Origin of the sequence: Streptomyces sp. NRRL F-5727 (genome assembly GCF_000719555.1) — a bacterium.
Classification (GTDB): Bacteria; Actinomycetota; Actinomycetes; order Streptomycetales; family Streptomycetaceae; genus Streptomyces.
The window spans coordinates 1-23,133 of sequence record NZ_JOGX01000070.1 but is presented as its reverse complement, the minus strand read 5'-3'; the positions used below and the strand labels follow the sequence as shown (position 1 = coordinate 23,133).

The window sequence follows — 23,133 nt, the reverse complement described above, 5'->3', positions numbered from 1 at the left end:
TCTCCCCCTCAGCCCTTGGCGACGGCGCGCAGCCGCTCCACCACGTCGGCCCGCAGGTCGGCCGGTTCCAGTACGACGACGTCGGGGCCGAACTCGACGAGCCAGGCGTCGAGGCCGTGCCCGTACGGGATCTCCAGTTCGTCCCAGCCGTCGGTGCCCTCGCTGGTCTCGGTGGCGCGGGCCCGCAGCGGGTAGCCGCAGCCGGCCCGGAGCCGGATGCGGGCGGAGCGGGTGGCGGTCTCGCCGGCCCAGCTCTCCACGGTCTCGCGGACGGTGACGGCGTCGGGCACGGGCGCGGTGAAGGCGCCGGCCCGGGAGCGGACCCTGCCGGTGATGCGGGAGAGGCGGAAGACGCGCTCGGCGCCGCGGTCGCGGTCCCAGCCGGCCAGGTACCAGTGGCCGCGCCAGCACTCCAGCGTCCAGGGCTCGACCTGGCGGGGCTCGGGGCGGGCGGCGTTGGCCTTGCGGTAGTCGAAGGAGACGGGGCGCCGGTCGCGGCAGGCGAGCATCAGCGGCTCGAAGGCGGCCTCGTGGACCGGGATGCGGGGTTCGAGGGCGCTGGGCTGGGTCTCGTACGTCTCCTCGGCCTCGGGCATGCCGGCGGCGCGGAGCTTCTGCAGGGCGCCGCTGGCGGCGCCGGCGAGGCGCGCCTGCTGCCAGACCCGGGCGGCCAGGCCGAGCGCGGCGGCCTCCTCGGCGTCCAGGGTGATGGGCGGGAGGCGGTTGGAGTCGCGGCGGGCGAGGTAGCCGGTCTCGCCGTCGAGGTTCTCGACGGTCTCGATGACCAGGCCGAGCTCGCGGAGGTCGTCCTTGTCCCGCTCGAACATGCGGTTGAACGCCTCGTCCCCGGTGGCCTCCAGGTACGCCTCGATGGAGCCGCGCAGTTCGCGCTTGCTCAGCGCGCGGCGCGTCCCGAGCAGGCACAGCGCGAGATTCATGAGCCGCTCGGCCTTGGCAATCGCCATGGACGCCCTGCACCCTCTTCCCCGGTTCCGTTCTCGGACGTCCGACCGTACCGCCCCGGGGTGTCCGGACAAAAGCCGAGGGCCCCCGCCGCGGAGGCGGGGGCCCTCGGTCAGGGGCGCGGAGCCGGTCAGGGCTTCTTCACGTCGACCAGGTCGCAGACGAAGATCAGCGTCTCGCCGGGGGCGATCTTGGCGCCGGCGCCGCGGTCGCCGTAGGCGAGGTGCGCGGGGATGACCAGCTGGCGGCGGCCGCCGACCTTCATGCCCTGGACGCCGCGGTCCCAGCCCGCGATGACCATGCCGACACCGAGCGGGAACTCCAGCGCCTCGCCGCGGTTCCAGGAGGCGTCGAACTCCTCACCGGTGCTGAAGGAGACACCGACGTAGTGGACCTTGACCGTGTCCCCGGCGGCGGCGGTCGCGCCGTCGCCCTCCCAGATGTCCTTGATCTCCAGGTCGGCCGGCGGCTCGCCGCCCGGGAAGTCGACCTCGGGCTTCTCGATGCTCACTGCAGTGTGCTCCTCATACGGGTGAAACCGCGCGGACGATGGCCCGCGCGACCCGGACAACCTACCTCGCGGCGGGCCGGGTCGCGCGGGAACGGGCTACTGCTTGGCCAGGATGTCCACGGTGAAGACGAGGGTGGAGTTGGCCGGGATCGGCCCCTGGGCCTTGTCGCCGTAGCCGTCGGCCGGCGGGACGACGAGCAGCACGCGGCTGCCGACCTTCTTGCCCTCCAGGCCCTTGGTCCAGCCCGGGATGACGCCGGAGAGCTGGAAGGTGGCCGGGGCGCCCCGGTCGTAGGAGCTGTCGAACTTCTTGCCGTCCTTCCAGAGCACGCCCTGGTACTGGACGGTCAGGGTGTCGGTGGCCTTGACGGCCTCGCCCTTGCCCTCGATGACGTAGTTGGAGACGAGCGCCTTGGGCGCGTCGGTCTTGGGCACGGTCAGCGAGGGGGCCTTGCCGTCGGTGTTGGTGCCGACCTTGGGCAGGTCCTTGTTCTCCTGGGCGACGACGGTGCCCTCGGCGGACTTCGGGATGGTGGTGGCCTTCAGGATGTCGACGACGAAGACCAGGGTGGCGCCACCCTTGATGCTCGGCGGGGAGCCCTGCTCGCCGTAGCCGAGCTCCGGCGGGATGCCGACCTCCAGGCGGCTGCCGACCTTCTGGCCCTTCAGGGCCTGGTCCCAGCCCTTGATGACCTGGCCGGCGCCGAGGGTGAGGGTGAACGGCTCGCCCCGGTCGAAGCTGTTGTCGAAGGGGGTCGTGGAGTCCCAGGTCTGACCGAGGTAGTTGACCTGGAGGGCGTCGCCGTCCTTGGTCACCGGGCCGTCGCCCTCGCTGATGACGTTGACCTTGAGTTCCTTCGGCGGGTCGCCCTCGCCCTTGGAGAGGGTCGGCTTCTCGCCGAACTTCTGGCCCGCGGTGATGGCGGGCAGCCCGTTGGTCATCGAGGCGTTATCGGAGCCCTTGGTGTCGCTGCCGCACGCCGCTGTGGTGAGCAGCAGCAGTGGGACGACGAGAAGGCCGGCAAGTCGGCGCACGTGTTCCTCAGATCTCAGACGGCACGGTAGTTGTCCGGACACTCTAGGGGACCCGCCCGTGACGTCGAGGGCCCCGCGCGTCGTCCGCGCGGGGCCCCGACCTGCTCTTGTGATCGTCCTACATTCCGGCGATCAGCTTCTCCACCCGGTCGTCGACCGAGCGGAACGGGTCCTTGCACAGGACCGTGCGCTGCGCCTGGTCGTTGAGCTTGAGGTGGACCCAGTCGACGGTGAAGTCCCGGCGCTGCTCCTGGGCGCGGCGGATGAAGTCGCCGCGGAGCCGGGCCCGGGTGGTCTGCGGGGGCACGGACTTGCCCTCGAAGATCTTCACGTCGTTGCAGATCCGCGCCGCCTGCCCGTTCTTCTGGAGCAGGTAGTAGAGCCCGCGGCGGCGGTGGATGTCGTGGTACGCGAGGTCTATCTGGGCGACCCGCGGGTTCGACATGGTCATGTTGTGCTTGGCGCGGTAGCGCTCGATGAGCTTGTACTTCATCACCCAGTCGATCTCCGTCTGGATGCGGTCCAGCTCCTCCTGTTCGATCGCGTCGAGCGTGCGGCCCCACAGTTCGAGGACCTGGGCGACGGTGCCGGAGCGGATGCCGCGCCGGTCGACGAAGTCGGACGCCTTCTCGAAGTACTCGCGCTGCACCTCCAGGGCGGACGCCTCGCGGCCGCTGGCCAGGCGCACCTTGCGCTGTCCGGTGATGTCGTGGCTGACCTCGCGGATGGCCCGGATCGGGTTCTCCAGGGTCAGGTCGCGCATCACGGTGCCGGCCTCGATCATGCGCAGGACGAGGTCGGTGGCGCCGACCTTGAGGAGCATGGTCGTCTCGGACATGTTCGAGTCGCCGACGATGACGTGGAGGCGGCGGTAGCGCTCCGCGTCGGCGTGCGGCTCGTCCCGGGTGTTGATGATGGGCCGGGAGCGGGTGGTGGCGGAGCTGACGCCCTCCCAGATGTGCTCGGCGCGCTGGGAGACGCAGTAGACGGCGCCTCGCGGGGTCTGCAGGACCTTGCCCGCGCCGCAGATCAGCTGACGCGTGACCAGGAACGGGATGAGGATGTCGGCGAGGCGGGAGAACTCCCCGTGGCGGGCGACGAGGTAGTTCTCGTGGCAGCCGTAGGAGTTTCCGGCGGAGTCGGTGTTGTTCTTGAAGAGATAGACGTCGCCCGCGATTCCCTCCTCGTGCAGGCGGCGTTCGGCGTCCACGAGAAGACCTTCGAGAATGCGCTCGCCGGCCTTGTCGTGGGTGACGAGTTCGATCACGTCGTCGCATTCCGGTGTGGCATATTCCGGATGCGAACCCACGTCGAGGTACAGGCGGGCACCGTTCCGCAGGAAGACATTGCTGCTGCGGCCCCATGACACGACTCGGCGGAAGAGGTACCGCGCCACTTCGTCAGGAGACAGTCGGCGCTGTCCCCTGAACGTGCACGTGACGCCGTACTCGTTCTCCAGCCCGAAAATGCGGCGGTCCATGTCTGAACATTACGCCTGACAGCCTGTGCTGAAACCGGGTTGGACGTTCCCGTTTCGATCATTTTCCGATCAGAGCGCGTTCTTTTCGGTGTGTACGGGGGTGGTGGAGCCCCCGCTCGCGGCGTGTCGGGTGCGGCGGCCGGGCGCGTCGGGGTCGTCCAGCACCCGGCCGGTGGCGAGGAGCACCAGCAGGGCGACCAGGCCGCCGGCGCCGGCCACGGCGAACCCGGCGACGGTTCCGGCGAGTTCGACGGCGGGTCCGGCGGCGGCCGAGCCCAGGGCGGCGCCGACGCCGAAGGTGGTGACCAGCCAGGAGAACGCCTCGGTGACGGTGCCGGCTGGGGCGTGCCGGTCCACCACGATGAAGGCGCAGGCCAGGACGGGGGCGAGGAAGACGCCGGCGAGGGCCGAGAGGGCGGCCATGGCGACCGGCCCGGGGGTGAGCGTCAGCGGCAGGTAGCAGAGCGCGAGCAGGGCGACCAGGACACGGAGGCGGCCCTCCGGGGCGCCGGCCCATTGGCGGGCGCCGTAGAGCACGCCGCCGAGGAGGGCGCCGAGGCCGAGGGCGGCCATCAGCCAGCCGTAGACGGACGGGGTGCCGCGGTCGTCGGCGTAGGCGACGGCGGCCACGGTGATGGAGCCGAGGGCGAGGCCGACGAAGAAGAACGAGCCGAGCAGGGCGAGCAGCCCGGGCGAGCGCAGCGCGCCGAGCCAGTGGGCCTCGCGGGGTGCGGAGCGCCAGGCGCGGGAGGGGGCGGAGAGGACCACGGAGAGGGCGCCGAGCACGCCGATGAGGTTGATGACGAGGAGGGCCGCGGCGGGCGACCAGAGGGCTATGAGGAGGGTCACCAGGAGCGGGCCGACGGTGAACATGACCTCCTGGGCCACGGCGTCGAGGGCGTAGGCGCGGTGGACCCGGTCCTCGCGGCCCAGGACGCTCGGCCAGAGGGCCCGCAGGCCGCCCTCCAGGGGCGGGGTGAAGAACCCGGCGAGGACGACCGCGGCGTAGGCGAGGGGGAGGTTCCCGATGCCGGCGAGGGCGAAGAGGGCCATGCCGAGGGCCGAGAGGACGGCGGCGGGCAGCTGGACGCGCGGCTGGCCCTTGAGGTCGACGGCCCGGCCCAGGAGGGGCTGTCCGACGGCGTTGGCGAGGCCGTAGGCGGCCACGAGGCCGCCCGCGAGGGTGTAGCCGCCGCCCTGGTCGCGGACGAAGAGGGTCATGGCGACGGGGCCGGTGCCGTTGGGCAGCCGGCCGACCAGGGTGCCGGTGAGCAGGCGGAGCGCGTGTGGCGCCCGCAGGATGTCGCGGTAACCGCCGTGCGCCGTGGCCATGCGGGTCTCCCCTCCGTCGGCTCCCGCCGAGGTTTTACGTATAACGTCCGAAGTCATACGTACCATGGCGGCGGTACGCCGGTCCACCCGGCGCTGCTGCCCACCGACCCGGCGACCGGCCGGACACGCCCCCGCGGAGGCCCCGTGCACACCCCCGAGCCCAGTACCGGCGCCCGCCCCACCAGCCGGGACGTGGCCCGTACCGCCGGGGTGTCACAGGCCACCGTCTCCCTCGTCCTCGGCGGCAAGTGGCGGGGGCGGGTCTCGGAGCGCACCGCCGACACCGTCCGGGCGGCCGCCCGCGAGCTCGGCTACCGGCCCAACCTCGCGGCCCGCAACCTGCGCCTCGGGCACACCCGTACCGCCCTGCTGGTCGTGCCCGCGCTCACCAACGAGTTCTTCGCCCACGTGTACACCGGCGCGGCGGCGGTCGCCGCCGACCACGGCTTCGGCGTCGTGCTCTACCCCTCCCCGGACGGCCTCGGCCCGGCCCGCGACCCCTTCGCCTCCGCCCAGGCCGCCCTGGACGGCGTGCTGGCCTCCTCGATGGCCACCGACGCGCTGGACGCCTTCCGCGGCAGCGACCTGCCCCTCGTCATGCTCGACAGCGACCCCGCGGGCCCCGGCGCCGCCGCGCACGTCAACCTCGACGTCGCCGCGGGCATGCGGCTGGTCACGGCGCACCTGCTGGCCCTCGGCCACCGCCGCTTCCTCCACCTGGCGTCGGCGGCGCCCTCCTGGACCTTCGACGTCCGGGCCGCCGCGCTCGGCGAGGCGCTGCGCGGGGCCGAGGTGCGGACCGTGCGGTCGCCGCTGACCGTCGCCGCCGCGCGGGAGACCGCCGAGGCCGCCCTCGCCGCCCCCGGGCCCCGCCCCACGGCGGTCGTCTGCGACGACGACATCCTCGCCGCCGGCGTCTGCAAGGCCGCCCGGCGGCTCGGCCTGCGCGTCCCGGAGGACCTCTCCGTCACCGGCTTCGACGACATGGCGCTGGCGACCGCGGTCGAGCCGGAGCTCACTACCGTCCGGCTGCCCGCCGAGGAGTTCGGCCGCCGGGGCATGGAGGCCCTCCTCGCCGTCCTGGCGGGCGAACCGGCCCGCGCGGACGTCCTGCCCGTCGAACTGGTCCCCCGCGGCTCCACGGGCCCGGCACCGGCCGCCTGAGCCCCGGAACGCGCGGAGGGGCCCGGTCCACCAGGACCGGGCCCCTCCGCGCGTTCCCGCGGGTCTACTCCTCGGACGCCTCGTCCGAGGGTTCGTCCGTCTTCGCCAGGGCCGCGTTGTCCGCCTCCAGGAGGCGGACCAGCTGACGCCCGACGATCCGCTTGAACTTCCGCTGCTGCGGACGCGTGCGGTCCAGCACCGCCACCTCCAGGCGCTCCGCGGGGATCTCCCGCTCGGTGCCGTTGGTGTCCCGGGAGAGCGCCTGCACGGCCAGCTTCAGGGCCTCCGCGAGCGACATCCCGTCCCGGTGCCGCTGGTCCAGGAAGGAGCTGATCTGCTCCGCGTTGCCGCCCACCGCGACCGAGCCGTGCTCGTCCACGATCGAGCCGTCGTGCGGCAGCCGGTAGATCTGGTCGCCGGCCGGCTCGGTGCCGACCTCCGCGACCACCAGCTCCACCTCGTACGGCTTCTCGCCGGCGCTGGAGAAGATGGTGCCCAGCGTCTGCGCGTAGACGTTCGCCAGGCCGCGCGCGGTGACGTCGTCCCGGTCGTAGGTGTAGCCGCGCAGGTCGGCGTAGCGGACGCCGCCGATGCGCAGGTTCTCGTACTCGTTGTACTTGCCGGCCGCGGCGAAGCCGATCCGGTCGTAGATCTCGCTGAACTTGTGCAGGGCACGGGACGGGTTCTCGCCGACGAAGACGATGCCGTCGGCGTACTGGAGGACCACCAGGCTGCGGCCGCGCGCGATGCCCTTGCGGGCGTATTCCGCGCGGTCGGCCATGGCCTGCTGGGGTGAGACGTAGAACGGTGTCGACACCGGCGCTCGTCCCTTTCTTCTGGGCTGTGAGGGGGCGACGTACGGATCAGAGCAGGGCGGCGCGCGGTCCGTCCGGCTGCTCCAGACGCCGCTCGGTGACCGAACGGGCGAGTTCGGAGGACTCCGCCTCGGAGAGCCTGCGGAAGCCCTCGTCGGTGATGACGGTGACGATCGGGAAGATCCGGCGGGCCAGGTCCGGGCCACCGGTCGCCGAGTCGTCGTCCGCCGCGTCGTACAGCGCCTGCACGACCAGGGTGGTCGCCTGCTGCTCGGTGAGGTCCTCGCGGTACAGCTTCTTCATGGAGCCGCGGGCGAAGATCGAGCCCGAGCCCGTGGCGGCGTACCCGTGCTCCTCGGAGCGGCCGCCGGTCACGTCGTACGAGAAGATCCGGCCCTTCTCCCGGCCCTCGTCCCAGCCCGCGAAGAGCGGCACCACGGCGAGGCCCTGCATGGCCATGCCCAGGTTGCTGCGGATCATGGTGGAGAGACGGTTCGCCTTGCCCTCCAGGGAGAGCGTGGCGCCCTCCACCTTCTCGAAGTGCTCCAGCTCCAGCTGGAAGAGCTTGACCATCTCGACGGCGAGGCCGGCGGTGCCGGCGATGCCGACGGCGGAGTACTCGTCCGCCGGGAACACCTTCTCGATGTCCCGCTGGGCGATCATGTTGCCCATGGTGGCCCGCCGGTCACCGGCGAGCACGACGCCGCCCGGGAACGTGGCGGCCACGATGGTGGTGCCGTGCGGAGCCTCGACGATCCCCTCCGGCAGCTTCCGGTTCCCCGGCAGCAGTTCCGGCGAGTGGTCGGCGAGGAAGTCGATGAACGAGGACGAGCCCGGCGTCAGGAAGGCCGCCGGCAGACGCCCGATGCTACGAGGGTTGGCTTCCACGCGATTCCTTCCGGGTGGCTGAGAAGGGCCCGCCCCTGGCTCGCGCGGGCCGATCTTGATTGCTGTGTACGGACCATACCCGTGCGAGGGCCTGTCATCCGTCCCCGGGCCCACGGCTTCTTCACGGGGCTCCGGGGACGGGAACGACAGGTGGGGTGCGGCTACTCGCCGCCCTTCTGCACGAAGGACCGCACGAAGTCCTCCGCGTTCTCCTCGAGCACGTCGTCGATCTCGTCCAGGACGGAGTCGACGTCGTCGCTCAGCTTCTCCTGGCGTTCCTTGAGGTCGGAGCTCGCCTCCGTGGTGGTCTCCTCGACCTCTTCCGTGGAACGCGTCGCCTTCTGCTGCCCGCCGCCGGTGTCCTTGGTCGCCATTACCTCACCCCGCTCGAATCGGATCGCTCGGACCGGTGCTGTCGGGTCCTCCAAGATCAGACCCTACAAGCCGGGGCCGACATCGGCCCCCGCGTTTCCCTCCGTCCGGGCACTGCTTTCATGATTCCCAGGGGCCGGCCGTTTCAGCCCCTGTTCAGGTCTCGAATCAGTTGCCGGAGAGAACCCTGACGAGTTCCTCCGCGGTGCGGCAGCGGTCCAGGAGCGCCGCCACATGGGCCTTGGTGCCGCGCAGCGGCTCCAGCGTCGGGACGCGCTGGAGCGAGTCGCGGCCCGGCAGGTCGAAGATCACCGAGTCCCAGGAGGCCGCGGCGACGTCGTCGGCGTACTGCTCCAGGCAGCGGCCCCGGAAATAGGCCCGGGTGTCCTCCGGAGGCGCCGTCTCGGCCCGCTCCACCTCGGCCTCGTCCAGCAGCCGCTTCATGCGCCCGCGGGCCGCCAGCCGGTTGTACAGCCCCTTCTCGGGCCGCACGTCCGCGTACTGGAGGTCCACCAGGTGCAGCCGGGCCGCGTCCCAGTCGAGGCCGTCCCGCCGCCGGTAACCCTCCATGAGCTCCCGCTTGGCGATCCAGTCCAGCTCGCCGGCGAGGCTCATCGGATCGTTCTCCAGCCGGTTGAGCGTGTCCTCCCAGCGGGACATGACGTCCTTGGTCTGCTCGTCGGCGTCCGCCCCGTACCGCTCGTCGACGTACTTCCTGGCCAGCTCGCAGTACTCCATCTGGAGCTGGACGGCGGTGAGTGTCCGGCCGCTGCGCAGCGTGACGAGGTACTGGAGGGAGGGGTCGTGGGAGACGTGGTGGAGGGTGCGGACGGGCTGGTCGACGGCGAGGTCCACGGTGATGAAGCCGTCCTCGATCATGGAGAGGACGAGCGCCGTGGTGCCCAGCTTGAGGTAGGTGGAGATCTCGGAGAGGTTGGCGTCCCCGATGATCACGTGCAGCCGGCGGTACTTCTCGGCGTCGGCGTGCGGCTCGTCACGGGTGTTGATGATGGGCCGCTTGAGGGTGGTCTCCAGGCCGACCTCGACCTCGAAGTAGTCGGCGCGCTGGCTGATCTGGAAGCCGTTCTCGCGCCCGTCCTGGCCGATGCCGACCCGGCCCGCGCCGGTGACGACCTGACGGGAGACGAAGAAGGGCGTGAGGTGGCGCACGATGTCCGAGAAGGGGGTCTCCCGCTTCATCAGGTAGTTCTCGTGCGTGCCGTAGGAGGCGCCCTTGTTGTCGGTGTTGTTCTTGTAGAGGTGGATCGGCTGGGCGCCGGGGAGCTGGGCGGCGCGCTCGGCGGCCTCGGCCATGATCCGCTCGCCGGCCTTGTCCCAGAGGACGGCGTCGCGCGGGTTGGTGACCTCGGGGGCGCTGTACTCGGGGTGGGCGTGGTCCACGTAGAGTCGGGCGCCGTTGGTGAGGATCACGTTGGCGAGGCCGATGTCCTCGTCGGTGAGCTGGCTGGAGTCGGCGGCCTCGCGGGCGAGGTCGAAGCCGCGGGCGTCCCGCAGCGGGTTCTCCTCCTCGAAGTCCCAGCGGGCGCGGCGCGCCCGGTGCATCGCCGCGGCGTAGGCGTTGACGATCTGGGACGAGGTGAGCATGGCATTGGCGTTCGGGTGGCCCGGGACGGAGATCCCGTACTCCGTCTCGATGCCCATTACTCGCCGTACGGTCATGCGGCCCTCCTTGCCCGGCGGCGCTCAGTGCGCGACTCGGCGGTACCGAAGAGCCTAGAGCGGCTCCGCGCTGGTGGGGAGATCACTTGCGGTATTTCCCGGATGTGGCCGGGAGTTTTTCCTGGGTGAATGCGACGGCTGCGGATGCCCGGTTTCCGGACATCCGCAGCCGGTGTGCGCTTTTACAGGTACTGACCGGTGTTGGCCACCGTGTCGATGGAGCGTCCGGTGTCCGCGCCCTGCTTTCCGGTGACGAGGGTGCGGATGAAGACGATCCGCTCGCCCTTCTTTCCGGAGATGCGGGCCCAGTCGTCGGGGTTGGTGGTGTTGGGCAGGTCCTCGTTCTCCTTGAACTCGTCCACGCACGCCTGGAGGAGGTGGGAGACGCGGATGCCCTTCTGGTTGTGGTCGAGGAATGCCTTGATGGCCATCTTCTTGGCCCGGTCGACGATGTTCTGGATCATCGCGCCGGAGTTGAAGTCCTTGAAGTAGAGGACTTCCTTGTCGCCGTTGGCGTACGTGACTTCGAGGAAGCGGTTCTCCTCGGATTCCGCGTACATCTGCTCGACGACGGACTGGATCATTCCGTGCGCGGCGGCGGCCTTGGAGCCGCTGTGCTCGGCGACGTCGTCCGTGTGGAGCGGGAGGTTGGCGGTGAGGTACTTCGCGAAGATGTCCTTCGCGGCCTCGGCGTCCGGGCGCTCGATCTTGATCTTCACGTCGAGCCGGCCGGGGCGGAGGATCGCGGGGTCGATCATGTCCTCGCGGTTGGAGGCGCCGATCACGATCACGTTCTCCAGGCCCTCGACGCCGTCGATCTCGGCGAGCAGCTGGGGGACGATGGTGTTCTCCACGTCCGAGCTGACGCCCGATCCGCGGGTGCGGAAGAGCGACTCCATCTCGTCGAAGAAGACGATGACGGGGGTGCCCTCGCTCGCCTTCTCACGGGCCCGCTGGAAGACCAGGCGGATGTGCCGCTCGGTCTCGCCGACGTACTTGTTGAGGAGCTCGGGGCCCTTGATGTTGAGGAAGTAGGACTTCCCCGCGGGCTGGCCGGTGACCTCGGCGACCTTCTTGGCCAGGGAGTTGGCGACGGCCTTGGCGATGAGCGTCTTGCCGCAGCCGGGCGGCCCGTAGAGCAGGATGCCCTTGGGCGGCCGCAGTTCGTGCTCCTTGAACAGGTCCGGGTAGAGGTACGGGAGCTCGACCGCGTCGCGGATCAGCTCGATCTGGTTGCCCAGACCGCCGATCTTGTCGTAGTCGACGTCCGGGACCTCTTCGAGGACGAGTTCCTCGACCTCGCTCTTGGGGACGACCTCGTAGACGTAGCCGGACCTGGAGTCGAAGAGCAGGGCGTCGCCGGCGCGGATGGTGACGTCCAGCAGAGGCTCGGCGAGCCTCACCACCCGCTCCTCGTCGGTGTGCCCGACCACCAGGGCGCGCTCGCCGTCCTCGAGGATCTCCTTGAGGGTGACGATGTCCCCGGCGCGCTCGAACTCCATGGCCTCGACCACGTTGAGCGCCTCGTTGAGCATGACTTCCTGGCCGCGCCGGAGCTCGTCGAGCTCGACGCTGGGGCTCACGTTCACCCGGAGCTTGCGGCCCCCGGTGATGATGTCGCATGTGCCGTCCTCGTTCGCCTGCAGGAAGACACCGAAGCCGGCCGGCGGCTGCGCGAGCCGGTCGACCTCCTCCTTGAGGGCCACGATCTGGTCGCGTGCCTCACGGAGCGTGTTCGCCAGCCTTTCGTTCTGCGCGGACACGCCGGCCAGGTTCGTCTGCAGCTCGACGATCCGCTCTTCGAGAATCCTCGTGTGTCGCGGAGAGTCGGCGAGCTTGCGGCGCAGGACGGCGATTTCCTGCTCGAGATAGGCAACCTGGCCGGCGGGGTCTTCAGACCCCCGCCCCGGCCGGATGCCGCGGTTGATGTCGTCGTCGTGGGCTGCCACGGTCCTCACCTCCTCCAAGGGGAGCTGGACGCATCCTGACCCTACCTGCGTGGGTGATGATTGAAACCCCTAGATCAAAAAGACTCCGGGGCGTGTCCGATCTTCACCCTTGCGCTTCCCCTCTCGCCAGGGGAATACCCACCCTTCACGCTCTGAAAGCGGGCAGTTGTATCGTCGTGAGGGGTCAACACCCGCGGGTCGCGGCCTCAATTGTCCGCGCGGAGCAGAAACGGCAGAAGAGATGAGCGTGCAGCACGAGGCGCCGGCCGAAGGGGCCGAGGAGGCTCTGGAGGTCTGGATCGACCAGGACCTGTGCACCGGGGACGGGATCTGCGCGCAGTACGCCCCCGAGGTCTTCGAGCTGGACATCGACGGGCTCGCGTATGTGAAGAGTGCGGACGACGAGCTGCTCCAGGAGGCGGGCGCCACGACGCCGGTGCCGCTGCCGCTGCTCCAGGACGTGGTGGACTCGGCGAAGGAGTGCCCGGGCGACTGCATCCATGTGCGGCGGGTCCGGGACCGCGTCGAGGTGTACGGCCCCGACGCGGAGTGACGGTCAGACCCCGCGTGCGTGGGCGCCGGCGGAGCGGACGAAGGCGCCGCCGGTCCACTCCCAGGTGACCTGCTCCTTCTCGTCGGGGCAGCAGCTGGGGACGTCGGGGGACGAGTAGCCGAGCAGGGTGGCGCGGACGGCGCCGTCGCGGATCGCGAGGCCGGTGACGCTGCGCTGCTCGCGCGGGTCGACGAGGGTGGCCACCACGCGCGCGGGGGCCTGGTCGCCGCGGCCGCGGGTGAGGACGTACAGGCCGGCGGGCGGAGTTCCGGATCCGGCTTCGCAGTGTACGACCGCAACGGTCTCGGGGTTCTTGTCGCCGTCCAGGTCGCCGGTGACGCGCTGGGCGATCCGGTGGTCCGCTCCCCCGCACTCGAGCGGGAAGGCCGCGGTGTCGGCGTCGGGTGCGGCGGCCGGGCCGGGGGCCGCGGGGGCGGAAGCGGAAGCCGTCGCGGGGCCCGCCTCGGCGGCGTCGGGGCCGAGGGCGCCGGCGAGGGCGACGACCGCGGCGGTCGCGGTGGCGGTGGCCAGCCAGTGCAGCGGCCGGGCGTGGGTGTGTGCGAGGTCCACGGGGTCCGGGGCGGCGGAGGGCTGCACGCGAGACGTCTCCTGTGAGGGTCGTGCCGAGGGGTTGCGGGCATCGTGCCACACGTCACAGGGCGGCGGAACAGCCGGGGGTGTCGAACAGGGGTGCCGAACACGGCGACGCCGCCGCCCGGTTCCCCGCGTGCGGGGTGACCGGGTGGCGGCGTCGGCCTGGGTTCTGTCGGAGTGTCAGCCCTTGTTGGGGCCGTCGTAGTCCTCGCCGTAGGCGCCCTTGGCGGGGCGGCGGCGGCGCATCGGGGGCTCCACGCCGTCCGCGAGGCGGCGGGCGGTGACGAGGAAGCCGGTGTGGCCGATCATGCGGTGATCGGGGCGGACGGCCAGGCCCTCGACGTGCCAGTTGCGGATCATGGACTCCCACGGCTGCGGCTCGGCGTAGCAGCCGATCTCGCGGATGGACTCCACGGTGCGGGCGAGCTGGGTGGTGGTGGCCACGTAGCAGCAGAGGATGCCGCCCGGGACGAGCGACTTGGAGACGGCCTCCAGGCACTCCCAGGGGGCGAGCATGTCCAGGATGACCCGGTCGACGTCGGTGTCGGTCAGGTTGTCCTGGAGGTCGCCGACGGTCAGCTGCCAGGCCGGGTGGGGGCCGCCGAAGTAGCGCTCGACGTTGCCCTTCGCGATCTCGGCGAAGTCCTCACGGCGCTCGTAGGAGTGCAGCATGCCGCTGTCGCCGATGGCGCGGAGCAGGAAGCTGCTGAGCGAGCCGGAGCCGACGCCGGCCTCCACGACGCGCGCGCCGGGGAAGATGTCGGCGAAGGCGAGGATCTGTCCCGCGTCCTTCGGGTAGACCACGGCGGCGCCGCGGGGCATGGACAGGACGTAGTCGGGGAGCAGGGGGCGCAGCGCGAGGTAGGCCACGTTTCCGGTGGTGCGGACAACGCTGCCCTCGGGAGCGCCGATCAGCTCGTCGTGCGGGAAGGAACCCTTGTGGGTGTGGAAGTTCTTTCCCTCTTCGAGCGTGAACGTGTAGTGGCGGCCCTTGGGGTCGGTCAGCTGAACCTGGTCCCCGACCTTGAAGGGCCCGCGTCGGCGGGCGGCACCGGTCGGTTCGGACATGGGAACAGAGTACCGGTGTTACTGGGACGGTCGTGCCATGGCCTTCACGAAGGCGCGCTCGACGTCGGTGGTGGAGAGGACGCCGTAGATCTCGCCGGTCTCCTCGATGACGAGGTACTCGGTGGCGGGGGTGGCGCGCAGGTGGTCGAGGAGGGGCTGCCCGGTCAGCTCGGCGGGGACGCGCATGCCGTCGGTGAGGTCCTGGGCGAGGGTGGTGACGGCGACCCAGGGGCGGCGGTGCTGGGGGACGGCGGCGATGGCGGTCTCGCGGACGATGCCGGTGGGGCTGCCGGTGGCGTCGACGACGACGAGGGCGCGGGCGCCGGCCTCGTTGGCGCGGCGGAGGGCCTCGGAGAGGGGGGTGTCGGGTTCGACGGGGATGGCGCGGCGGGTGAGGGCGCGGGCGCGGAGGTCGGGGAGGTGCTCGCGGAGGCGGGCCATGCGGAGGCTGTTGCCGGCGCCGGTCCAGATGATGGCGGCCAGGATGGCGGCGAGGAGGGCGTCGGTGACGGTGGTGAAGCCGTCGATGTCGGCGGTGGAGTTGCCGAGCCAGCCGGTGCGGGTGAGGAGGGGAAGCCCGATGAGGACGGTGATGGCGAGGGCGCGGCCGACCCAGGCGGCGGCGACGGTGCCGCTCATGGGCTTGCCGGTGATCTTCCAGACGACGGCGCGGAGCATCCGGCCGCCGTCGAGCGGGAGGCCGGGGAGGAGGTTGAACGCGGCGACGATGAGGTTGGAGATCATCAGGCCGGCGAGGAGGACTCCGGGGACGGTGCCGGGCTCGACGGCGTGCATGGCGGCGTAGAAGACGCCGGCGAGGACGAGGGAGAGGAGCGGGCCGACGAAGGCGAGGACGAACTCGCGGCCGGGGGTCTCGGACTCCTTCTCGATCTCGGAGACGCCGCCGAAGAACTGGAGCTGGATGCGCCGGACCGGGAGCTTGAAGCGGAGGGCGGCGATGGTGTGGGCGAGTTCGTGGACGAGGACGGAGGCGTAGAAGGCGACGGCGAAGAAGAGGGAGACCAGGTAGCGGGCGGCGCCGAGGTCGGGCAGGACGCGTTCGATCTGGCCGCCGAAGACCCAGGTGATGAGGGCGGCGACGAGGAACCAGCTGGGTGCGACGTAGACGGGCACGCCGAAGGGCCGGCCCATGAGGATCCCGCCGCCGGGTTCCTCGGTCCGCTGCGGCTTGGGCTCGTCCTGGTTCACGGGTTCCTCTCGTCGCCGGGGGTGACCGCGCCGCTGCGTCACGGGTCGATCATGCAGCGCGACGGGTCATACGTCGATGGTAGGCGGCTCGCTGTCGGTGGCGGGCCGTAGGGTCTGTGTCATGAGTACGAGCGAGCGGCTCCCGGAGGGGCCCCGGGCGCCCATGTCGCTGTCGCCCTCGCGGGCGAGCGACTTCATGCAGTGTCCCCTGTTGTACCGGTTCCGGGTGATCGACCGGCTGCCGGAGAAGCCGAGCGCGGCGGCGACGCGGGGGACGCTGGTGCACGCGGTGCTGGAGCGGCTCTTCGACGATCCGGCGGCGGAGCGGACGGCGCCGCGGGCGAAGAAGATGATCCCGGGCCAGTGGGACCGGCTGCTCGAGGCGCGGCCGGAGCTGGGCGAGCTGTTCGCGGACGATCCGGCGGGCGAGCGGCTCGGGCAGTGGCTGGCGGAGGCCGAGGCGCTGGTGGAGCGGTGGTTCACGCTGGAGGATCCGGCGCGGCTGGAGCCGGCCGAGCGGGAGCTGTTCGTGGAGACGGAGCTGGAGTCGGGGCTGCGGCTGCGCGGGGTGATCGACCGGGTGGACGTGGCGCCGACCGGCGAGGTGCGGATCGTCGACTACAAGACGGGGAAGGCGCCGCGGCCGGAGTACAGCGAGGGCGCGCTGTTCCAGATGACGTTCTACGCCCTGGTGGTGTGGCGGCTGAAGGGGATCGTCCCGCGCCGGCTCCAGCTGGTCTATCTGGGCAGCGGTGACGTGCTGACGTACGACCCGGTGGAGGCGGATCTGCGGCGGGTGGAGCGGAAGCTGCACGCGCTGTGGGACGCGATCCGGACGGCGACGGAGACGGGTGACTGGCGGCCGCGGCCGACGAAGCTGTGCGGCTGGTGCGATCACCGGGCGGTCTGCCCGGAGTTCGGGGGGACTCCCCCGGTCTATCCGCTGGAGATCGTTTCCGCGCGCCCGCCGGAGTCGGGTCCGGAGGGGCAGGGCAGAATGGGCGGCGACCCGACCGCCTCGTGAAGGAGCCCCTGTGACGATTCGCGTCCTCCTGGTCGACGACCAGCCGCTGCTGCGCACCGGCTTCCGGATGATTCTGGAGGCGGAGCAGGACATCACGGTGGTGGGCGAGGCCGGTGACGGTCTGCAGGCGCTGGACCAGGTGCGGGCGCTGCAGCCGGACGTGGTGCTGATGGACATCCGGATGCCGCGGATGGACGGGGTGGAGGCGACCCGGCAGATCACCGGGCCGGGCCGGGACGGGCCGGCGAAGGTGCTGGTGCTGACCACCTTCGATCTGGACGAGTACGTGGTGGAGGCGCTGCGGGCGGGGGCGAGCGGCTTCCTGCTGAAGGACGCGCCGGCGAACGAGCTGGTGCAGGCGATCCGGGTGGTGGCGGCGGGCGAGGCGATGCTGGCCCCGTCGATCACGCGGCGGCTGCTCGACAAGTACTCGGCGCATCTGCCGACGGGCGAGGAGCAGGTGCCGGACACGCTGGGCACGCTGACCGACCGTGAGGTGGAGGTGCTGAAGCTGGTGGCCCGCGGGTTGTCGAACGCGGAGATCGCGGCGGATCTGTTCGTCAGCGAGACGACGGTCAAGACGCATGTGGGCCATGTGCTGACGAAGCTGGGCCTGCGCGACCGGGTGCAGGCGGCGGTGTACGCGTACGAGAGCGGTCTGGTGCGGCCGGGGGGCAACGGCCAGTAGGACCGTGGGGTACGACGAAGGGCCCGGCGCGCGGGGTGCGCGCCGGGCCCTTCGTGGTACCCGGGGGACGGGGGTCAGCTGGTGCGGAGCTCCCAGAAGCGGAAGACGGTGGAGGCGTCGAGGGTCCATTCGAGGCCGGTGACGCCGTCGCGGGTGACGGCGTACTGCTTGCCCTGCCAGAGCGGGAGGAGGGGCACTTCCTCGGCGACGGCGTCCTGGAGGTCGCCGTACTCCTTGTCGGTGGCGGAGCGGTCGGCGGTGGCGGCGGTCTTCGGCAGCAGGCTGCCGGTGATCGTCTTGTTCTCGTAGTGGTTGGAGAGGACGTTGCCCTCGCCGAAGAAGGGGGCGGTGAAGTTGTCGGCGTCGGGGTAGTCGGGGACCCAGCCCTTGACGTAGACGCCGTACTTGCCGGCGGCGATGTCCTTCTCGTACTGGTCGAAGGCGACGGACTTCACGTCGGCGTCGAAGAGGCCGCTGGCGTTGAGCTGGGTGGCGATGGCCTTGAGCTCGGCGTCGGTGGAGGGGCCGTAGCGGCTGGGGGTGGACCAGAGGGTCAGGGTGACCTTGTCCTTGATGCCGGCGGCGCGGAGGGCCTTCTTGGCCTTGGCCGGGTCGGGGGCGCCGTAGGTGTCGAAGAAGGCGGTGTTGTGGCCGTTGATGCCGGCCGGGACGATCGAGTAGAGCGGCGTGGCGGTCGACTTGTAGACGTCCTCGACGAGGGCGTCGCGGTCGACGAGGTGGGCTATCGCCTTGCGGACGGCGAGCTTGCCGGCGACCGGGTCCTTCATGTTGAAGACGAGGTGCTGGACCTCGGCGCTGCTGCCCTGGACGATCTGGACGCCGCGGTCCTCGGTGGAGGCTTCGAGGGCGGAGATGTCGGCGGCGGACAGGCCGCGGTAGGCGACGTCGAGGTCGCCGTCGGCGAACGCCTTGGCGAGGGCGGCGCGGTCGCCCTGGAAGAGCTTGAGGGCGACCCGGTCGTTGCGGCGCTCCGCGGTGCCCTGGTAGCCGGTGTTGGCGGAGAAGACGGCCTCGGTGTCGCTGAAGGAGTCCAGCTTGTACGGGCCGGAGCCGACGGCCTTGCCGTCGGTGCGGAGCGCGTCGGCGGGGTACTCGCGGTGGTCGACGATGGAGCCGGCGCCGGAGGCGATCTTGCTGGGGAAGGTGGCGTCCGGGACCTTGAGGCGGAAGACGACGGTCCGCTCGTCCGGGGTCTCGATGGTGTCGATGGTGGAGAGCAGCGGCGCCGGGCCGGAGGGGTCGGCGATCTTCAGGGCGCGCTCGAAGGAGAACTTGACGTCCTCGGAGGTGAGCGGGTTGCCGTTGGAGAACTTCAGGCCGGGGCGGAGGGTGCAGGTGTAGACGGTGCTGCCGTCCTCGAAGCCGCACTTCTCGGCGGCTTCGGGCTCGGGCAGGGAGCCGCCCTTGGGGAAGGCGAGGAGGGACTGGAAGACGTTGTTGAACAGCAGCCAGGAGCCGGGGTCGTAGCCGGCGGCGGGGTCGGTCGCCAGGATCTCGTCGGACATGCCGACCCGGACGGCGTCGGCCGAGCCGGAGCCCGTTCCCTGCTCGGTGCCGCAGCCGCCGAGGAGGGCGGCGGAGAGGCCCGCGGCGAGCGGGGCGGTCAGCCACTTGTGGTGCGTCTTCACAGAACTTGCCTCGTGATCTCTTGCCAGGCCGGCCGCGCGTGGCTGCGCGGCCGGTACAACGAAGGGGTCAGGCGGTGGTGCCGCGGCTCAGCTCCCAGAGCAGCAGGTCGGAGGAGGTGTTGAGGGCGTACTCGACACCGGTGATGTCGTCGCGGGCGGCGACGTACTGCTTGCCCTGCCAGAGCGGCAGGACGGGCACGTCCTGGGCGACGATCTTCTGGATCTGCTGGTAGACGGGGTTGGCGGCGGTGCGGTCGGCCTCGCGGCGGGAGCGCGGGATGAGCTGGTCGCGGACCTTCTTGTTGACGTACGGGGTGCCGAGGAAGTTGTCGCTGTCGAGGAAGGGCGCGACGTAGTTGTCCGGGTCCGGGTAGTCGGGGAACCAGCCGAGGCCGTAGACGGCGTAGTCGCCGCGGCGCTGGGCGGGGCGGAACTCGGACCAGGCGGTGCCCTTGACGGTGACGTCGAAGAGTTCGCTGGCGATGAGCTGGTTCTTCAGCGTCGCGAACTCCTGCGCGGTCTCGGCGCCGTAGTGGTCGGTGGTGTAGTGGAGGGTGAGCTTGACCGGGGTCCGCACGCCGGCCTTGCGGAGGATGGCGGCGGCGCGGTCGGGGTCGCCCTCGCCGTACTCCTCGTAGAAGGGGGTGGCGTGGCCGGCGATGCTGGAGGGGATCAGCGAGTAGAGCGGCTCGGCGGTGGGGCCGTAGACCCGGTTGACGAGGGCGCCGCGGTCGACGACGGCGGCCATGGCCTGGCGGACGGCCTTCTCCTCGACGGCGGGGGCCTTGGTGTTGAAGCCGAGGTAGCGGATCTCCAGGCCGGGGACCTCGGAGACCCGGATGCCCTCGCTGGGGCTCTCGGTGAGGTCGCGGATCTGCTCCTGGGAGAGGGAGCGGGCCATCATGTCGATGTCCTTGCTCTCCAGGGCCTTGCCCATGCTGCCGGCGTCGGCGTAGGCGCGGAGTTCGACCTTCTCGTTGCGGGGCGTGATGTCGCCCTTGTAGCGGGGGTTGCGGGAGAAGACGAAGCGGGTGGCCTGGCCGCCTTCGGTCTCGGTCTTGAGCGTGTACGGGCCGGAGCCGTCGACCTCGAAGCCCTCGCGGAGCGCGTCGGCGGCGTACTTGTCCTTGCTGAGGATGCCGGCGACGGGAGTGGAGAGCTTGTACGGGAAGGTGGCGTCGGGGGCGTTGAGGTGGAAGACGATCTCGCGGTCGCCCTTGGTCTCGACGGTGTCGATGGTCGACAGGAGGGCGGCGGCGCCGTTGTCGGACTTGATCTTCCGGACCCGGTCGATGGAGTACTTGACGTCCTCGGCGGTGACGGGGGTGCCGTCGGCGAAGGTGAGGCCGGAGCGCAGGACGCAGCGGTAGCTCTCGCTGGCCTTGTCGGAGAAGCCGCAGCTCTCGGCGGCCTCGGGGACGGGCTGGCCGCCGCCGCGGGGGACGTGGACGAGGGTCTGCACGGTCTGGCGGAGGATGTTCCAGGCGCCGGTGTCGTAGGCGTAGGCCGGGTCGAGGGGGGCGGGTGCCTCCTCGGTGGCGACGAACTGGTCGGTGGTTCCGACGACGATGGCTCTGCTGTCCTCGCCCGTGCCGCAGGCGGCGAGCAGGGGGGCGAGCAGTCCGGCCACGGCCGGCAGCACCAAGGTCTTGCGGTTCATCAAGGGACGTTCTCCTCAGCCGGCCTGGGGTACAGCGGTCATGACGACACTCCGCCGCCGGCCGCCCGGTCGGGGCGGGAGCGATCGGGCCGGGAAGTTGCGATCGGTCCTGTGTTCACGGCGACTTGGGTATGCGCCGGCGCACGCGGTGATTGCGGCGAAGTACTCGCGAAAGATTAGTGGGCGGCGCCGCTATTGCCGGACGGGGTGGCCGGTGGGGAGTAATCGAAGGGTGATCATGAATGCGGTCGCTTCGATAGTCATGCGGTGCGCGAGGGGGACGGTCCCGAGCGAATCGGGACACAAAGGGGCGGCGGACGTTCGCATTCCGGGCAGGGAACGCGGTCAGGCCACCCCTCGGCGAGCACGCTGGGTGACCAAGGTCACGCGGCGGAATTGCGCGGGGTGGCCTGAACGTATTGCGCCCGGGACGGGCGGCGGCGGGCGGGAGAAGGCGCCGGAAGGCGACCTCCGCGAATACCCGCGGTAATGCTCAGGGAAAGCTCAGATTCGCTCAGATTCCCGAGACGAGGGTACGCAGGAACGGCACGTCGACCTCTTCGAGCGAGCGGACCACGACCCGGCCGGGCAGGGCGGGGATCGGCGCGACGGAGGGCACGGCGACGACCCGGCAGCCGGCCGCCTCGCCGGCGGCGACGCCGGTCGCGGTGTCCTCGATGACCGCGCACAGGGCGGGGTCGGCGCCGACGCCGCGGGCGGCGGTCAGATACGGCTCCGGGTGCGGCTTGGTCCGGGCGACCTCGTCGCCGGCGACGGTGAGGTGGAAGCGGTCGCGGCCGACGGACTCCAGGACACGGTCGATGATCCGCCGGTGGGAGGCGGAGACGAGGGCGGTGGGGATGGAGTGCCGGGCCAGCTCGGTCAGCAGGCGCTCGGCGCCCGGCATGAGGGGCACGCCGCGTTCGATGCGCTGCTCGAACTTCTCGTTGAGCAGCACGGTCAGCTCGTCGAGGGTGATGTCGGCGCCGGTCGACTCGATCAGATAGCCCGCGCTGCGGGTCATCGGCCCGCCCACCACGATGTCCCGCCATGCCTCGTCGAGCCGGTGCCCGAGGTCGGCGAAGACCTCGACCTCGGCGTCCCACCAGAAGCCCTCGGTGTCGACGAGGGTCCCGTCCATGTCGAGGAAGACCGCCTGCAGGGCGGAGCTGCCGTTGGCGTGGATCAGGGACGCGGGGACCGTACTGGTCATCCGGCACACCTCCATGGAGGGACGGAAAGGCCGGCCCCCACTCCCGGTACGGGGAGGAGGGACCGGCCTGCACTGGACCGACCAGTGTACGTCGCGATCACCGGCGGCGCTGTCATTTGCGGCCCGGCGTCAGCGCGCGGTCACCGGAAGGTCACCGGGCGTTGAAGTACTTCGCCTCGGGGTGGTGGAGGACGATCGCGTCGGTGGACTGCTCCGGGTGGAGCTGGAACTCCTCGGAGAGGTGCACGCCGATCCGCTCCGGCCGCAGCAGTTCGGCGATCTTCGCGCGGTCCTCCAGGTCGGGGCAGGCGCCGTAACCGAGGGAGAAGCGGGCGCCACGGTACTTGAGGTCGAACATGTCCTGGACGCTCGCCGGGTCCTCGCCGCCGAAGCCCAGCTCGGCGCGCACGCGCGCGTGCCAGTACTCGGCGAGGGCCTCGGCCAGCTGCACGGAGAGGCCGTGCAGCTCCAGGTAGTCGCGGTAGGAGTCGGAGGCGAAGAGTTCGGCGGTGGCCTCGCCGATCCTGGAGCCGACGGTGACGACCTGGAGGCCGACGACGTCGGTCTCGCCGGACTCCTCCGGGCGGAAGAAGTCGGCGAGGCAGAGACGGCGGCCGCGGCGCTGGCGGGGGAAGGTGAAGCGGGTCCGCTCGTTGCCGGCCTCGTCGAGGATGATCAGGTCGTCGCCCTTGGAGACGCACGGGAAGTAGCCGTGGACGACGGCCGCCTCCAGCAGGTTCTCGGTGTGCAGCCGCTCCAGCCAGCCGCGCAGCCGCGGCCGGCCCTCGGTCTCCACCAGCTCCTCGTACGTCGGTCCGTCGCCGGCCCGGTTCTGCTTGAGGCCCCACTGGCCCTTGAAGAGGGCGCCCTCGTCGAGCCAGGAGGCGTAGTCCTTGAGCGGGATGCCCTTGACGACGCGGGTGCCCCAGAACGGCGGGGTGGGGACGGGGTTGTCGGTGGCGACGTCGGAGCGGCCGCCGGGCTCGGGCTCGTCGACCTGGAGGGCGGCGGCGCCCTTGGCTACCCGCCGCTGCTTCAGCTCGGGGAGCGCGGCTCCGGGGACGCCGCGCTTGACGGCGACGAGCGCGTCCATCAGGCGCAGGCCCTCGAAGGCGTCACGGGCGTAACGGACCTCGCCCTGGTAGATCTCGTGGAGGTCCTGTTCGACGTAGGCGCGGGTCAGCGCCGCGCCGCCGAGGATGACGGGGTACTTGGCGGCGAGCTCGCGCTGGTTGAGCTCTTCCAGGTTCTCCTTCATGATCACGGTGGACTTCACGAGGAGGCCG

Annotated in this window: 21 protein-coding genes; 4 read left to right on the top strand and 17 right to left on the bottom strand. The window is 71.1% G+C overall.

Features of this window, described 5'->3' with window-relative positions; genetic code table 11:
• Window positions 1-8 precede the first annotated feature (8 nt).
• From IF73_RS0131900 to IF73_RS0131880, 5 genes are all read right to left on the bottom strand, one after another.
• Window positions 9-965 carry a helix-turn-helix transcriptional regulator gene (locus IF73_RS0131900; protein ID WP_031013987.1) on the bottom strand — a complete coding sequence of 319 codons (957 nt, stop codon included), beginning with the start codon at window positions 963-965 and terminating at the stop codon, window positions 9-11.
• A 128-nt stretch (window positions 966-1,093) separates the two neighbouring features.
• Window positions 1,094-1,474 (bottom strand): FKBP-type peptidyl-prolyl cis-trans isomerase, encoded by a 381-nt coding sequence (locus IF73_RS0131895; RefSeq protein WP_031013986.1) that lies wholly within the window; start codon window positions 1,472-1,474, stop codon window positions 1,094-1,096.
• Window positions 1,475-1,570: 96 nt separating this feature from the next.
• The gene (locus tag IF73_RS0131890) at window positions 1,571-2,509 is read right to left on the bottom strand and encodes an FKBP-type peptidyl-prolyl cis-trans isomerase (protein ID WP_031013985.1); all 939 of its coding nucleotides are present in this window, start codon (window positions 2,507-2,509) and stop codon (window positions 1,571-1,573) included.
• A 118-nt stretch (window positions 2,510-2,627) separates the two neighbouring features.
• Entirely contained in the window at window positions 2,628-3,989 is a 1,362-nt protein-coding gene (pafA, locus tag IF73_RS0131885; protein WP_031013984.1) for a Pup--protein ligase, read from the bottom strand.
• Between the two features lie 69 nt (window positions 3,990-4,058).
• Complete coding sequence (locus IF73_RS0131880; protein ID WP_031013983.1) at window positions 4,059-5,321, bottom strand: MFS transporter; 1,263 nt, start codon at window positions 5,319-5,321, stop codon at window positions 4,059-4,061.
• 144 nt (window positions 5,322-5,465) lie between these two features.
• On the opposite strand from IF73_RS0131880, the gene IF73_RS0131875 reads away from it, so the two are divergent.
• Window positions 5,466-6,485: a LacI family DNA-binding transcriptional regulator gene (locus IF73_RS0131875; protein WP_031013982.1), complete on the top strand. Its 1,020-nt coding sequence runs from the start codon at window positions 5,466-5,468 to the stop codon at window positions 6,483-6,485.
• Window positions 6,486-6,549: 64 nt separating this feature from the next.
• Here IF73_RS0131875 and prcA read toward each other — a convergent pair whose 3' ends face one another.
• The 5 genes from prcA to arc all read right to left on the bottom strand — a co-directional run bounded on the left by prcA (window position 6,550) and on the right by arc (window position 12,189).
• Complete coding sequence (prcA, locus tag IF73_RS0131870) at window positions 6,550-7,302, bottom strand: proteasome subunit alpha (RefSeq protein ID WP_031013981.1); 753 nt, start codon at window positions 7,300-7,302, stop codon at window positions 6,550-6,552.
• A gap of 46 nt (window positions 7,303-7,348) precedes the next feature.
• Window positions 7,349-8,188 carry a proteasome subunit beta gene (prcB, locus tag IF73_RS0131865; protein WP_031013980.1) on the bottom strand — a complete coding sequence of 280 codons (840 nt, stop codon included), beginning with the start codon at window positions 8,186-8,188 and terminating at the stop codon, window positions 7,349-7,351.
• Between the two features lie 161 nt (window positions 8,189-8,349).
• Window positions 8,350-8,562, bottom strand: coding sequence for a ubiquitin-like protein Pup (locus IF73_RS0131860; RefSeq protein ID WP_015032443.1), 213 nt, complete (start codon window positions 8,560-8,562; stop codon window positions 8,350-8,352).
• A gap of 166 nt (window positions 8,563-8,728) precedes the next feature.
• Window positions 8,729-10,240, bottom strand: coding sequence for a depupylase/deamidase Dop (gene dop, locus IF73_RS0131855; protein ID WP_037881158.1), 1,512 nt, complete (start codon window positions 10,238-10,240; stop codon window positions 8,729-8,731).
• Window positions 10,241-10,422: 182 nt separating this feature from the next.
• Window positions 10,423-12,189 carry a proteasome ATPase gene (arc, locus tag IF73_RS0131850; RefSeq protein WP_031013978.1) on the bottom strand — a complete coding sequence of 589 codons (1,767 nt, stop codon included), beginning with the start codon at window positions 12,187-12,189 and terminating at the stop codon, window positions 10,423-10,425.
• A gap of 241 nt (window positions 12,190-12,430) precedes the next feature.
• Between arc and IF73_RS0131845 the strand changes: the two genes are divergently transcribed.
• A complete protein-coding gene (locus IF73_RS0131845; RefSeq protein ID WP_031013977.1) occupies window positions 12,431-12,742 on the top strand; it encodes a ferredoxin in 312 nt (103 codons plus the stop codon).
• Between the two features lie 3 nt (window positions 12,743-12,745).
• On the opposite strand, the gene IF73_RS0131840 is transcribed toward IF73_RS0131845, so the two are convergent.
• The 3 genes from IF73_RS0131840 to IF73_RS0131830 form a co-directional block, all read right to left on the bottom strand.
• Entirely contained in the window at window positions 12,746-13,339 is a 594-nt protein-coding gene (locus IF73_RS0131840) for a hypothetical protein (protein WP_031013976.1), read from the bottom strand.
• 177 nt (window positions 13,340-13,516) lie between these two features.
• Complete coding sequence (locus IF73_RS0131835) at window positions 13,517-14,404, bottom strand: tRNA (adenine-N1)-methyltransferase (RefSeq protein WP_031013975.1); 888 nt, start codon at window positions 14,402-14,404, stop codon at window positions 13,517-13,519.
• An 18-nt stretch (window positions 14,405-14,422) separates the two neighbouring features.
• Window positions 14,423-15,556, bottom strand: a complete 1,134-nt coding sequence (locus tag IF73_RS0131830; protein ID WP_234338399.1) for a site-2 protease family protein — start codon at window positions 15,554-15,556, stop codon at window positions 14,423-14,425.
• Between the two features lie 178 nt (window positions 15,557-15,734).
• On the opposite strand from IF73_RS0131830, the gene IF73_RS0131825 reads away from it, so the two are divergent.
• Window positions 15,735-16,637: a RecB family exonuclease gene (locus tag IF73_RS0131825; RefSeq protein WP_234338398.1), complete on the top strand. Its 903-nt coding sequence runs from the start codon at window positions 15,735-15,737 to the stop codon at window positions 16,635-16,637.
• A gap of 10 nt (window positions 16,638-16,647) precedes the next feature.
• Window positions 16,648-17,325 (top strand): response regulator, encoded by a 678-nt coding sequence (locus IF73_RS0131820; protein ID WP_030494404.1) that lies wholly within the window; start codon window positions 16,648-16,650, stop codon window positions 17,323-17,325.
• A 74-nt stretch (window positions 17,326-17,399) separates the two neighbouring features.
• Here the strand turns inward: IF73_RS0131820 and IF73_RS0131815 are convergent, their stop codons facing one another.
• From IF73_RS0131815 to IF73_RS0131800, 4 genes are all read right to left on the bottom strand, one after another.
• On the bottom strand, window positions 17,400-18,974 hold the full coding sequence (locus IF73_RS0131815; RefSeq protein WP_031013972.1) for an ABC transporter substrate-binding protein: 1,575 nt from the start codon (window positions 18,972-18,974) through the stop codon (window positions 17,400-17,402).
• A 67-nt stretch (window positions 18,975-19,041) separates the two neighbouring features.
• On the bottom strand, window positions 19,042-20,634 hold the full coding sequence (locus IF73_RS0131810) for an ABC transporter substrate-binding protein (RefSeq protein WP_031013971.1): 1,593 nt from the start codon (window positions 20,632-20,634) through the stop codon (window positions 19,042-19,044).
• Window positions 20,635-21,148: 514 nt separating this feature from the next.
• Entirely contained in the window at window positions 21,149-21,847 is a 699-nt protein-coding gene (locus tag IF73_RS0131805; protein WP_031013970.1) for an HAD family hydrolase, read from the bottom strand.
• Window positions 21,848-21,998: 151 nt separating this feature from the next.
• On the bottom strand, window positions 21,999-23,133 hold a 1,135-nt coding region (locus tag IF73_RS0131800), incomplete at its 5' end, for a vitamin B12 dependent-methionine synthase activation domain-containing protein (RefSeq protein ID WP_031013969.1).